The organism is Streptomyces sp. NPDC047042 (assembly GCF_040644035.1).
In the GTDB taxonomy this organism is placed as follows: domain Bacteria; phylum Actinomycetota; class Actinomycetes; order Streptomycetales; family Streptomycetaceae; genus Streptomyces.
In genome coordinates this window covers 307,649-320,629 of the sequence record NZ_JBEYVP010000002.1, presented here as the reverse complement: position 1 = coordinate 320,629, position 12,981 = coordinate 307,649, and the positions used below count along the sequence as shown (strand labels likewise).

Here is a 12,981-nt window from a genome sequence, read left to right as displayed (position 1 = left end):
CCCGTCAGACCTCTTCGACGCTGCTCGGCTCACGCCTGGACAGGTCGATGCCGAGCTCCTCCGCCGCGCGGAAGACGTCCTCGTCGGTGTCACGCATTTCGATGGACATACCGTCACTGGACAGCACCTCCACGTTGAGGCAGAGAGACTGCATCTCCTTGATGAGCACCTTGAAGGACTCGGGGATGCCGGGCTCGGGGATGTTCTCGCCCTTGACGATGGCCTCGTAGACCTTCACGCGGCCGGTCACGTCGTCGGACTTGATGGTCAGCAGCTCCTGGAGGGCGTACGCGGCGCCGTATGCCTCCAGCGCCCACACCTCCATCTCACCGAATCGCTGGCCACCGAACTGGGCCTTACCACCCAGCGGCTGCTGGGTGATCATCGAGTACGGACCGGTCGAACGGGCGTGCAGCTTGTCGTCGACCAGGTGGTGGAGCTTGAGGATGTACATGTAGCCGACCGAGACCGGCTCCGGGAACGGCTCGCCGGAGCGGCCGTCGAACAGGGGCGCCTTACCTGTCGGGAGCACCATGCGCGAACCGTCGCGGTTCGGGATGGTGTGGTTCAGCAGACCCGCCAGCTCGTCCTCACGCGCACCGTCGAAGACGGGGGTGGCGACGTTGGTACCGGGAGCGACCACGTCGGCCTCGATGGCCTGGAGGCGCTGCGCCCAGTCGTCCGCGAGGCCGGAGACGTCCCAGCCGCGACTGGCGAGCCAGCCGAGGTGGATCTCCAGTACCTGCCCCGGGTTCATTCGGGACGGCACACCCAGCGGGTTGAGGATGATGTCGACCGGAGTTCCGTCCTCGAGGAACGGCATGTCCTCGATCGGCAGGATCTTCGAGATGACACCCTTGTTGCCGTGGCGGCCGGCGAGCTTGTCACCGTCCGTGATCTTGCGCTTCTGCGCCACGTAGACACGAACCAGCTGGTTCACGCCCGGCGGCAGCTCGTCGCCCTCCTCACGGTCGAAGACGCGGACGCCGATGACCTTGCCGATCTCGCCGTGCGGCACCTTCAGCGAGGTGTCGCGGACCTCGCGCGCCTTCTCACCGAAGATCGCGCGGAGCAGGCGCTCCTCGGGGGTCAGCTCGGTCTCACCCTTGGGCGTGACCTTGCCGACGAGGATGTCACCGGCGACGACCTCGGCACCGATGCGGATGATGCCGCGCTCGTCGAGGTCGGCGAGGACCTCCTCGGAGACGTTCGGGATGTCCCGGGTGATCTCCTCGGGGCCGAGCTTGGTGTCACGGGCGTCGACCTCGTGCTCCTCGATGTGGATCGAGGAGAGGACGTCGTCCTGCACGAGGCGCTGCGACAGGATGATCGCGTCCTCGTAGTTGTGACCCTCCCAGGGCATGAAGGCGACGAGCAGGTTCTTGCCCAGCGCCATCTCGCCTTCCTGGGTGGCCGGCCCGTCGGCGAGAACCTGGTTCTCGACGACCCGGTCGCCCTCGTTGACGACGACCTTCTGGTTGACCGAGGTGCCCTGGTTGGAACGCGAGAACTTCGCGACGCGGTACGTGGTGTACGTGCCGTCGTCGTTGGCGACGGTGACGTAGTCCGCGGAGACCTCCTGGACCACACCCGCCTTCTCGGCCTTGATGACGTCGCCGGCGTCGACGGCGCAGCGGTACTCCATGCCCGTACCGACGAGGGGGGCCTCGGCGGTGATCAGCGGCACGGCCTGGCGCATCATGTTCGCGCCCATGAGGGCACGGTTGGCGTCGTCGTGCTCCAGGAAGGGGATCATCGCGGTCGCGACGGACACCATCTGGCGCGGGGAGACGTCCATGTAGTCGACGTCGTCGCCGGGGATGTAGTCGATCTCGCCGCCACGGCGGCGGACGAGCACGCGGGACTCCTCGAAGCGCATGTCCTCGGAGAGGGTCGCGTTCGCCTGGGCGATGACGAAGCGGTCTTCCTCGTCGGCGGTCAGGTAGTCGACCTCGTCGGTGACGACACCCTCGACGACCTTGCGGTACGGGGTCTCGACGAAGCCGAACGCGTTGACCCGGCCGTAGGAGGCGAGCGAGCCGATCAGACCGATGTTCGGGCCTTCAGGGGTCTCGATCGGACACATGCGGCCGTAGTGCGAGGGGTGCACGTCACGGACCTCGAAGCCGGCCCGCTCACGGGAGAGACCACCCGGGCCAAGAGCCGACAGACGGCGCTTGTGGGTGAGACCCGACAGCGGGTTGTTCTGGTCCATGAACTGCGACAGCTGGCTGGTGCCGAAGAACTCCTTGATGGAGGCGACGACCGGCCGGATGTTGATCAGGGTCTGCGGTGTGATCGCCTCGACGTCCTGGGTCGTCATGCGCTCGCGGACGACTCGCTCCATACGCGCCAGACCCGTACGGACCTGGTTCTGGATGAGCTCGCCGACGTTGCGCAGACGACGGTTGCCGAAGTGGTCGATGTCGTCGGTCTCGACGACGATCGTCGTGCCGTTGTCGCCAACGGTCTCGGTCTCACCGGCGTGCAGCTTCACCAGGTACTTGATCGTCGAGATGATGTCCTCGACGGTCAGCACACCGGCGTCCAGCGGGGCCTCGCCGCCCAGCTTCTTGTTGACCTTGTAACGGCCGACCTTGGCGAGGTCGTAGCGCTTCGGGTTGAAGTACAGGTTCTCCAGAAGCGTCTGCGCGGCCTCACGGGTCGGCGGCTCGCCCGGACGGAGCTTGCGGTAGATGTCGAGCAGCGCGTCGTCCTGGCCCTGGGTGTGGTCCTTCTCCAGGGTGGCGCGCATGGACTCGTACTCGCCGAACTCCTCGAGGATCTGCTCGGTGGTCCAGCCGAGAGCCTTCAGGAGAACGGTGACGGACTGCTTGCGCTTGCGGTCGATGCGGACACCGACCATGTCGCGCTTGTCGATCTCCATCTCCAGCCAGGCACCCCGGGAGGGGATCACCTTGGAGGAGAAGATGTCCTTGTCGGACGTCTTGTCGATGGAGGAGTCGAAGTAGACACCCGGCGAACGGACCAGCTGCGACACCACGACACGCTCGGTGCCGTTGATGACGAAGGTGCCCTTGTTGGTCATGAGCGGGAAGTCGCCCATGAAGACCGTCTGGGACTTGATCTCGCCGGTCTCGTTGTTGGTGAACTCGGCCGTGACGAAGAGGGGCGCGGAGTACGTGAAGTCGCGCTCCTTGCACTCGTCGATCGAGTTCTTGGGAGGCTCGAAACGGTGGTCGCGGAACGTCAGGGACATCGACCCGGAGAAGTCCTCGATCGGGGAGATCTCCTCGAAGATCTCCTCCAGACCGGACTTGGTGGGGACGTCCTGTCCGCTGTCCAGAGCCGCCTCGACACGAGCCTTCCACGCGGCGTTACCGAGCAGCCAGTCGAAGCTCTCGGTTTGCAGCGCAAGGAGGTTCGGAACCTCGAGGGGCTCCTTGATCTTTGCAAAAGAGATGCGCAGCGGGGCAGTGCTGGCGCCGTTGTTCGTATTCGCGGAGGCAGTGCGCGAGGCGGCCAAGAGGGGGTCCTTCCGAGGGCTCGGACTCACTACGCGCGTACCGGCCCCTCCCCGGGGCACAGAGACGGGCGCTCCACGACCAGCCGGTAAAGGCCAGGTCGGAGAAGGTCCGATCGTCGGTGCTCAAGCGAGGGCATGCCCCTGGTGACGGGCAGGAGGCAGCTAACAGGCAGCGCAAAGGGTCAGTGTAGCCACTTGGCCCACTGATGTCCAGTGCGGGTTTTTGAAGACCCTCGTCGCTCTCAACCCCTGCTGCAAGCCACGCCCTCGATGCACATCGATACTGCCCTCTTCGCCACCGATCCATGCCTCGGATTCGGATCGATGTGACGACGCGTCCTGAGAATTGCGCGCTACGTGCGGTTCGTCAAGGCCTCCATGCCCCAAACCCGGTGCTGCCATCGTCACGTACGGCAGGTCATCAGGGGCGTTCGGAGGCAGGACGAAGATCACCCTACTCGCCGTCAACGAGCCTGCAAGGCAGCCACGACCCGACCCCTCGAACGCCGAAGAGCGACCACCCAGATGGATGATCGCTCTTCACTGCGTCAGCGTTACAGGGCTACGGACAGCCCTGCGTCAGCCGCAATCGAGTTACTTGACCTCGACCGAGGCGCCGGCGGCCTTGAGGGACTCGGCAGCCTTCTCGGCGGCCTCCTTGGCGACCTTCTCGAGAACGGGCTTCGGGGCGCCGTCCACGAGGTCCTTGGCCTCCTTCAGACCCAGGGAGGTCAGCTCACGCACGACCTTGATGACCTGGATCTTCTTCTCGCCGGCGCCGGTGAGGACGACGTCGAACTCGTCCTGCTCCTCGACGGCCTCAGCGGCGGCGGCCGGGCCGGCCGGGCCCGCAACGGCGACGGCCGCGGCGGCGGTGACGTCGAACTTCTCCTCGAACGCCTTCACGAACTCGGAGAGCTCGATGAGGGTGAGGGACTCGAACTGCTCAAGCAGCTCTTCCTGGGACAGCTTCGTCGCCATGTTGGGCGATCCTTCCAGTCAATTCGGCAGGTGCCGAGGTAAGTGTCGGCGGGCGTACGTTCGGCCCGCGTCGACCACCGCGTCAGGCGGCGGTCAGAGTGCGAGCCGAATTACTCGGCACCGCCCTGCTCGGCGAGCTTGACGCGAAGCGCCTCCGCGGTGCGGACGAACTTCGACGGCAGCGCCTGGAAGAGCGAGGCAGCCTGGGACTGCTTGCCCTTGAAAGCACCGGCCAGCTTGCTGAGCAGAACCTCGCGGGACTCGAGGTCCGCAAGCTTCTTGATCTCGTCGGCGGACAGCGCCTTGCCGTCAAGGACACCGCCCTTGATGACGAGGTTCGGGTTGTCCTTGGCGAAGTCACGAAGACCCTTCGCCGACACCACCGGGTCACCGGAGATGAAGGCAACCGCCGTCGGACCGTTGAACAGGTCGTCGAGCGTGGAGATCCCGGCCTCGTTGGCCGCGATCTTGGTCAGCGTGTTCTTCACCACGGCGTACTGGGCGTCTTCACCGAGCGAACGACGCAGCGTCTTGAGCTGCGCCACGGTGAGACCCCGGTACTCGGTCAGCACAGCGGCGTTCGAGCTGCGGAACTGGTCCGCGAGCTCGGCTACCGCGGCAGCCTTGTCGGGCCTTGCCATAAGCGTGGCCTCCTTCCGGGTGATGAGGACCGCTCGGAAGGAGACTGGGAAAACGAAACGCCCCGGCGCAGGCGCACGGGGCGTGAGCTCGACCAAACGAATTCCGTGAGCGGAGTCCGTCCGGGAGCACTTCCACAGTCACCTGCGCGGGTCGTCCGCAGTTCAGCGGATCCTTCGGCCACCAAGTCCTCTTACGAGCACAGGGCAACGACCAGCGGTCTTTGGCTTCTGCACGAGAATACGCGAGGCCGTCCCCGCCAGGCAAATCGCGCCCCGCAAGGGGCGCTTTTAGGGGCGCGGGGCTGTATCGATGTGCGGCTCCGCCGCGTGGGCGCGACCAGCCCCCACCACCCGCAGCGAACGACCTACCAAAAGCCGCTCAGCCCTCCTGCGCACCCTTCATCATCTCGGCCAGGTCCGCGACATCCTTGGCGGGCGGCGCGGCAATGTTCACCGGCACGTTGAAACCGTCGAAGGTGACCATCATGTCGAGGGGCCCCTTGTCGGCGGCGCCCCGCATCCGGAACTGCTTGGGCCGCTGGTCCTTGCCGATCCACATGTCCATCGTGAACTTGTCGATCCCGAGCTTCTCGTACTGCTCGAGGCTCTTCTCGCGCTGCTCGCGGGTCGCCTTGCTCTGGGACTTGAGGTGCTCGCGGAACTGGTCGAGGGTGACCGTGCCCTGGTAGTGGGTGGTCTCCACCCCGTCGACCGTCTCGGTGCCGACCTCCTTCACGTCCTTGGAACCCGTGAGGAAGGTGGACTCCTGGGCGGGGTTCTTGTCGGCCTGCCCGGCCGCCCCGAGGCCGCCCGCGCCGGCCGCGCCGCCCAGTGCGGCCATGTCGAACTTGATCCAGCTCTTGCCGTCCATCTCCTTGGCCGCCGCCGCGCCGCCGCCTATGAACATCGCCTTGTCGACGAGACGGATCTCGGCGGTGCCGTCGGCGCCCTTGTCGAGAGCCGTGATCTTCATGCTCATCGCCAGGTCGGGCTTGAGACGCATCTTGGCCTCGGCCTTGACGCGGCCCTCCTCGGGCACCTTGCCGGTCATCCGGTAGCTGAAGGAGGTGATGGACTCCACCTTCTTGGCCGCCGTGGCGACGGCCGCCGCCGGCGTCATCTTCGGCGACTCCTCCGAGCCGCCATTCGAACAGGCGACAGCGCCCGTACCGAGAAGCAGCACAGCGAGGCCCACACGTCCTGCACGCACAGAAGAAGCACCCATGATTCCCCCCAAGGAACGAAGAACAAAGAACGCTGTGAACACACGGTCGATTCACAGAAACGACCGTGAGCCTAACCCGGCGGGACCGACGAGGCTCCCGAATTCCCCAGCAGCTCCTTGAAATCGGCGGTGTCCCCGCCCTCCGGCGCCGCCACCGCCGCCTTCACGCCGTACGCGCTGTAGTACGCCGTCGACGACATCGGCCCGCTCGTCAGTTCGCCCCGCTCGACCTTCTTGACCAGCAGATTCCGGTCGTTGACCCAGATGTCGACGGTCTCGGTGGTGACGCCGGCCTGGACGAGCTGCTCCTTGAGCGCGGAGTCGGCGAGGGCCGCCACCGCCACCGTGCCCGAGTAGTGCGTCGTACGTTCCCCGCGGACCGTCTCCGTTCCGGTCCGGCGGACGTCACCGGAGGCCAGCAGCAGCTTGACCGGCTGGACGGGGGCGGTGTTGTGCAGCTGGTCCTTGAGATACGTCCCCGAGCCGCCCGGCAGGTCCGCCAGGTCGTCGTAGTCGTACCTGATCCAGTGCTTGCCGTGCATCTGGGCGGCGAACTTGTCACCGACCTTGGCGTAGTAGGCGTCGGGCAGCAGCCTGGCCTCCATGGAGGAGCTGTTGAGCGCCCGCATGGACTGGGCCAGCTCACCGCCGGTGTAGGTGATGCTGAGCTTGCCGACCGGCTCGCCGGCCCAGCCGAGGACGCCGGCCGTACGCAGGGAGAGCAGGTCCCCCATGACGGACGAGGAGCTGACCCGCGCGGAACCGGCCTCGTCGGTGGCCTTCTCCACGGCGCGCAGCGCGGCGGCCGTACGGGCGTCGCCGCGATCCGCGCCTCGGGTCGGCTCCGCGCTCTCGTCATCGGCTCCGCCGGAGAAGCTGCACGCCGACATCACCACGCCCGCCGCCACAAGCGCGGCGGTCACCGCGACCGGCCGGGCCCCTCGCCGAAGGCCGCCCCGTACACCCCGTACGCCGCTGTCCCTCATCCGGTCCCCACCCCCTCGTTCACCCCGTGATCTTCACGCTAACCCCTCGGTACGACAACGGGCCCCGCACCTCGAAAGGTTGCGGGGCCCGTCGTAGAACGCGAACGCGCGGCTACCGGGGTGAGCGGGAGGCTCAGACGGCGGCCGGGTCCTCCTCGACGAGGAGGTTGCGGGTGCGGTTGGGGTCGACCGGGATGCCGGGGCCGATCGTGGTGCTGATGGCGGCCTTCTTGATGTAGCGGCCCTTGGCGGCGGACGGCTTGAGGCGGGTGATCTCCTCGAGCGCGGCGCCGTAGTTCTCCACCAGCTTGGCGTCGTCGAAGGACGTCTTGCCGATGATGAAGTGCAGGTTCGAGTGCTTGTCGACGCGGAACTCGATCTTGCCGCCCTTGATCTCGGTCACGGCCTTGGCCACGTCCGGGGTCACGGTGCCCGTCTTCGGGTTCGGCATCAGACCACGCGGGCCGAGGACGCGGCCGAGGCGGCCGACCTTGCCCATGAGGTCCGGGGTGGCGACGACGGCGTCGAAGTCCAGACGGCCCTTCGCCACCTCGTCGATCAGTTCGTCGGAGCCGACGATGTCGGCGCCCGCGGCGGTCGCGGCCTCGGCACGGTCACCGGTCGCGAAGACCAGGACCCGGGCGGTCTTACCGGTGCCGTGCGGGAGGTTCACGGTGCCACGGACCATCTGGTCGGCCTTGCGCGGGTCGACACCCAGGCGGAAGGCGACCTCGACGGTGCCGTCGAACTTGCTCGTGGAGGTCTCCTTGGCGAGACGGACGGCCTCGAGCGGGGCGTAGAGCTTGTCCCGGTCGACCTTGGCGTCCGCAGCGCGGAGAGACTTGCTGCGCTTGCTCACTACTTCTCCTGTGTGTTCTGAGGAGTCGTGGTACGGGCCGAGCAGGCCCTGCCACGTACTACAAGACTTACAAAGCTGGGGCTCAGCCCTCGACCGTGATGCCCATCGAACGGGCGGTGCCGGCGATGATCTTCGCGGCGGCGTCCAGGTCGTTGGCGTTCAGGTCGGGGAGCTTGGTCGTGGCGATCTCGCGGACCTGCGCCTCGGTGATCTTGGCGACCTTGGTCTTGTGCGGTACGCCGGAGCCCTTCTCGACACCCGCGGCCTTGAGGATCATCTTCGCGGCCGGCGGCGTCTTGGTGATGAAGGTGAAGGAACGGTCCTCGTAGACCGTGATCTCCACCGGGATCACCCAGCCACGCTGCGACTCGGTCGCGGCGTTGTACGCCTTGCAGAATTCCATGATGTTGACGCCGTGCTGACCGAGCGCGGGGCCGACCGGCGGGGCCGGGTTGGCCGCACCGGCGTTGATCTGGAGCTTGATAAGCCCCGTGACCTTCTTCTTCTTGGGAGGCATTGCTCTCTCCGGGTCCTAGTGAGAGTTTCCAGCCCCCTTTCCGGATCATCCGGATGGAGGCATACCGCACAACGATAACGGGTATCCTTGCGCGGCCAAAAACCGAGCAGGTCAGACCGGCTGCGAGAGCCTGTCTGACCTGGTCGGAGGCATGTGTTCCAGAAGGCTAGTTCTTCTGGATCTGGTCGAACGAAAGCTCGACCGGGGTCTCGCGGCCGAAGATCTCGACGAGGCCCTTGACCTTCTTCGAGTCGGCGTTGATCTCGTTGATCGTGGCCTGCAGCGTCGCGAACGGACCGTCGGTGACGGTGACCGAGTCGCCGACCTCGAAGTCCAGCACCTGGACCTCGAGCTTGCGGGCCGGAGCCGGCCTGCCCTCGGCCTCGGCGGCCTCACGGGCGGCCTTCTCCTCGGCCTCCGGAGCGAGCATCTTGACGATCTCGTCCAGCGTCAGCGGGTACGGGTCGTACGCGTTGCCCACGAAGCCGGTGACACCAGGGGTGTTGCGGACGACGCCCCAGGACTCGTTCGTCAGGTCCATGCGGACGAGAACGTATCCGGGAAGCTTGTTCTGGCGGACCGTCTTGCGCTCACCGTTCTTGATCTGCGCGACTTCTTCCTGCGGCACCTCGGCCTGGAAGATGAAGTCCTCGACGTTGAGCGAGACGGCACGCTGTTCGAGGTTGGTCTTCACACGGTTCTCGTAACCGGCGTACGTGTGGATGACGTACCACTCGCCGGGGAGCGTGCGCAGTTCCTCGCGGAGGGCCTCGACGGGGTCGACGGGCTCGGCCTCTTCTTCGGCTTCCTCAGCCGCGGCGTCGTCCTCGGACTCGTCGGTCTCGTCCTCGTCGTCGGCCTCGAGGGCCTCTACGTCCTCGTCCTCGTCGTCCTCGATGTGGACGGCGTCTTCCTCGGCAGGCTCCCCCACGGCGTCGTCCGCAGCGTCGACCTCGTCCTCGAACTCGTCAACGCCCTCGACGATGTCGAGCTCGTCATCCACGGACTCGTCCGGCACGATGGCGTCGTTCAGGTTCGGGTCAGACACGGTGGCTGCTTCTTCCTGGATACATGTGGGTGGAACATGCGAAAGGGGCGCCGCACCCGGCGCCCTTCGCTCTTGGCTCAGCCGAAGACGTACTTGGCGGCTTTGTTGAGTCCAAAGTCAATCACAGTCACCAGGCCGATCATGACGATCACAAAGACGATCACCACGGTCGTGTACGTCGTCAGCTGGTTACGCGTCGGCCAGACGACCTTGCGGAGCTCCGCGACGATCTGACGGTAGAAAACCGCGAGACGCTTCAGCGGGCCCTTCTTGGCGCGCTTACCGCCCTTACGAGTCTTCTTGTCCGACTCGGGCGCCTCATCCTGGGCATCAGGCATATCGATGGAGCCCACGGCGTCCGCCATTCGTCCTCACCTGTTCCCGGGTCGTGGCCGTGCCGCGCCCGGTCTGAGCCGCACGGCGATGCATTGCAGTACGTACATCCGCACACAGCCTGGTGACAGGCGTGTGTAGCAGGGCCGGAGGGACTTGAACCCCCAACCGCTGGTTTTGGAGACCAGTGCTCTACCAATTGAGCTACGACCCTTTGTGGTTACTCCAACGTACCGTACTCATCCGGATGCTCGGTGTGCACCGAACAAGCGCGGACCGCTGAAGGCCAACGAGGTGAGAGTGTACGTGCTTCGGAGCCGGTCGTCGAACAGAAAGCGCCCGCTGGGCGGTCGTGAGCGGAAGATCGCCCAGTCCAGGCCCCGGATCCGGACGCTTGTTCAGCCGTCCGCCCGGCGCCGCGCGCGTCGGACGGGCCGTCGGCGTCCGGGCTGACCAATAGGTGAAACCCGTGTGCCGGGGAGGTTTCCGGTCTGAAACGATGGGCACTATGAGCGCTGCAACCCCTCCCACCGAGCGCCGGGTCTCCGCCCGAGTCGGCGCGATCTCCGAGTCCGCCACCCTCGCCGTGGACGCCAAGGCCAAGGCCCTGAAGGCCGCCGGGCGCCCGGTGATCGGCTTCGGCGCCGGTGAGCCGGACTTCCCGACCCCGGACTACATCGTCCAGGCCGCCGTCGAGGCCTGCTCGAACCCGAAGTACCACCGCTACACGCCGGCCGGCGGTCTGCCCGAGCTGAAGGCCGCGATCGTCGCCAAGACGCTGCACGACTCGAACTACGAGGTGGACGCCTCCCAGGTCCTGGTGACCAACGGCGGCAAGCAGGCCATCTACGAGGCGTTCGCCGCGATCCTCGACCCGGGCGACGAGGTCATCGTCCCGGCCCCGTACTGGACGACGTACCCGGAGTCGATCCGTCTCGCGGGCGGTGTCCCGGTCGAGGTCGTCGCGGACGAGACCACCGGCTACCGGGTCAGCGTGGAGCAGCTGGAGGCGGCCCGCACCGAGCGGACGAAGGTCGTCCTGTTCGTCTCGCCCTCCAACCCGACCGGCGCGGTCTACAGCGCCGAGGACACCGAGGCGATCGGCCGCTGGGCCGTGGAGCACGGTCTGTGGGTGCTGACGGACGAGATCTACGAGCACCTCGTCTACGGCGACGCGACGTTCACCTCGCTCCCCGCGATCCTCCCCGAACTGCGCGACAAGTGCATCGTGGTCAACGGCGTCGCCAAGACGTATGCCATGACGGGCTGGCGGGTCGGCTGGATCATCGGCCCGAAGGACGTCGTCAAGGCCGCCACGAACCTGCAGTCGCACGCCACGTCCAACGTGTCCAACGTGGCCCAGGTCGCCGCCCTCGCCGCCGTCTCCGGGAACCTGGACGCCGTCGCGGAGATGCGCGTGGCCTTCGACCGCCGGCGCCAGACCATCGTGCGCATGCTCAACGAGATCAACGGCGTGGTCTGCCCGGAGCCCGAGGGCGCCTTTTACGTCTACCCGTCGGTCAAGGCCCTCCTGGGCAAGGAGATCCGCGGCAAGCGCCCGCAGGACTCGGTGGAGCTGGCCGCGCTGATCCTGGACGAGGTCGAGGTGGCCGTCGTACCCGGTGAGGCGTTCGGCACACCCGGCTACCTGCGTCTGTCGTACGCGCTGGGTGACGAGGACCTCGTCGAGGGCATCAGCCGCGTACAGAAGCTGCTGGCCGAGGCGACGGACTGAACCCCGTTTCGCATGCCGTGACGCGAGAGGGCCGCTTCCTTGGGGAAGCGGCCCTCTTTCGTCTCTCAGTGCGAGCAAGACCACGTTCAGGGAAAGCGCTACCGATACGAGCCGGACGTACGGCAGGATCCGAGAATGGAGCACGTACGTGATGTCGCTGAACTGCCGAAAGCCCATCTGCACCTGCATTTCACGGGGTCGATGCGGTCGGCGACCCTGCTGGAACTGGCCGACAAGTACGGTGTGCGGCTGCCCGAGGCGCTGACCGAGGCCCTCGTCAGCGGCGAGCCGCCGAGGCTGCGGGCGACCGACGAGCGGGGCTGGTTCCGCTTCCAGCGCCTGTACGACGCGGCCCGGTCCTGTCTGCGCGAGCCGGAGGACATCCAGCGGCTGGTGCGCGAGGCGGCCGAGGAGGACGCGCGGGACGGCTCGGGCTGGCTGGAGATCCAGGTCGACCCGACGTCGTACGCCCCTCGTCTGGGCGGTCTCATCCCGGCGCTGGAGATCATCCTGGACGCGGTGGAGACGGCTGGCCGCGAGACCGGGATCGGGATGCGCGTCCTGGTGGCCGCCAACCGGATGAAGCACCCCCTGGACGCGCGCACGCTGGCCCGCCTCGCCGTGCGGTACGCGGACCGGGGTGTCGTGGGCTTCGGGCTCTCGAACGACGAGCGGCGGGGCATGGCCCGGGACTTCGACCGGGCGTTCGCCATCGCGCGTGAGGGCGGTCTGCTGTCGGCCCCGCACGGCGGCGAGCTGACGGGCCCGTCGTCGGTCCGCGACTGCCTGGACGATCTGCACGCGTCCCGGATCGGCCACGGTGTGCGGGCGGCGGAGGACCCACGCCTGCTGAAGCGCCTCGCGGACCGGCAGATCACCTGCGAGGTGTGCCCGGCGTCGAACGTCGCCCTGGGGGTGTACGAGAAGCCCGAGGACGTGCCGTTGCGCAAGCTCTTCGAAGCGGGCGTCCCGCTGGCGCTGGGCGCCGACGACCCGCTCCTCTTCGGTTCCCGGCTGGCCGCCCAGTACGAGATCGCCCGCCAGTACCACGCCTTCACGGACGCGGAACTGGCCGAACTGGCCCGCCAGTCGGTACGGGGTTCGGCCGCTCCGGAGGACGTACGGGCGAAGCTGCTGGCGGGAATCGACAACTGGCTGGTCTCATAGCC

At 66.9% G+C, this 12,981-nt stretch carries 11 protein-coding genes and 1 tRNA gene; 2 read left to right on the top strand and 10 right to left on the bottom strand.

Annotated features, from left to right (window positions below; genetic code table 11):
- Positions 1-4 precede the first annotated feature (4 nt).
- The 10 genes from rpoB to ABZ855_RS03315 all read right to left on the bottom strand — a co-directional run bounded on the left by rpoB (position 5) and on the right by ABZ855_RS03315 (position 10,291).
- Positions 5-3,487, bottom strand: coding sequence for a DNA-directed RNA polymerase subunit beta (gene rpoB / locus ABZ855_RS03360; RefSeq protein WP_360800098.1), 3,483 nt, complete (start codon positions 3,485-3,487; stop codon positions 5-7).
- A 594-nt stretch (positions 3,488-4,081) separates the two neighbouring features.
- Positions 4,082-4,468, bottom strand: coding sequence for a 50S ribosomal protein L7/L12 (gene rplL / locus ABZ855_RS03355; RefSeq protein WP_355705248.1), 387 nt, complete (start codon positions 4,466-4,468; stop codon positions 4,082-4,084).
- 110 nt (positions 4,469-4,578) lie between these two features.
- Entirely contained in the window at positions 4,579-5,109 is a 531-nt protein-coding gene (gene rplJ, locus ABZ855_RS03350) for a 50S ribosomal protein L10 (RefSeq protein WP_360800095.1), read from the bottom strand.
- 379 nt (positions 5,110-5,488) lie between these two features.
- Positions 5,489-6,319 carry a DUF1396 domain-containing protein gene (locus ABZ855_RS03345; protein ID WP_360800092.1) on the bottom strand — a complete coding sequence of 277 codons (831 nt, stop codon included), beginning with the start codon at positions 6,317-6,319 and terminating at the stop codon, positions 5,489-5,491.
- A gap of 86 nt (positions 6,320-6,405) precedes the next feature.
- On the bottom strand, positions 6,406-7,224 hold the full coding sequence (locus ABZ855_RS03340) for a hypothetical protein (RefSeq protein WP_360800291.1): 819 nt from the start codon (positions 7,222-7,224) through the stop codon (positions 6,406-6,408).
- A gap of 229 nt (positions 7,225-7,453) precedes the next feature.
- Positions 7,454-8,179, bottom strand: coding sequence for a 50S ribosomal protein L1 (gene rplA / locus ABZ855_RS03335; RefSeq protein WP_360800089.1), 726 nt, complete (start codon positions 8,177-8,179; stop codon positions 7,454-7,456).
- An 82-nt stretch (positions 8,180-8,261) separates the two neighbouring features.
- Positions 8,262-8,696, bottom strand: a complete 435-nt coding sequence (rplK, locus tag ABZ855_RS03330; RefSeq protein ID WP_319206586.1) for a 50S ribosomal protein L11 — start codon at positions 8,694-8,696, stop codon at positions 8,262-8,264.
- A 166-nt stretch (positions 8,697-8,862) separates the two neighbouring features.
- The gene (nusG, locus tag ABZ855_RS03325; RefSeq protein WP_360800085.1) at positions 8,863-9,744 is read right to left on the bottom strand and encodes a transcription termination/antitermination protein NusG; all 882 of its coding nucleotides are present in this window, start codon (positions 9,742-9,744) and stop codon (positions 8,863-8,865) included.
- Positions 9,745-9,821: 77 nt separating this feature from the next.
- On the bottom strand, positions 9,822-10,109 hold the full coding sequence (gene secE, locus ABZ855_RS03320; protein ID WP_006383475.1) for a preprotein translocase subunit SecE: 288 nt from the start codon (positions 10,107-10,109) through the stop codon (positions 9,822-9,824).
- A gap of 109 nt (positions 10,110-10,218) precedes the next feature.
- Positions 10,219-10,291: transfer RNA gene (locus ABZ855_RS03315), tRNA-Trp, on the bottom strand.
- 294 nt (positions 10,292-10,585) lie between these two features.
- Between ABZ855_RS03315 and ABZ855_RS03310 the strand changes: the two genes are divergently transcribed.
- Both ABZ855_RS03310 and ABZ855_RS03305 read left to right on the top strand, forming a co-directional pair.
- Positions 10,586-11,812 carry a pyridoxal phosphate-dependent aminotransferase gene (locus ABZ855_RS03310; RefSeq protein ID WP_360800082.1) on the top strand — a complete coding sequence of 409 codons (1,227 nt, stop codon included), beginning with the start codon at positions 10,586-10,588 and terminating at the stop codon, positions 11,810-11,812.
- A 135-nt stretch (positions 11,813-11,947) separates the two neighbouring features.
- Complete coding sequence (locus ABZ855_RS03305; protein ID WP_360800079.1) at positions 11,948-12,979, top strand: adenosine deaminase; 1,032 nt, start codon at positions 11,948-11,950, stop codon at positions 12,977-12,979.
- Positions 12,980-12,981: the final 2 nt, after the last annotated feature.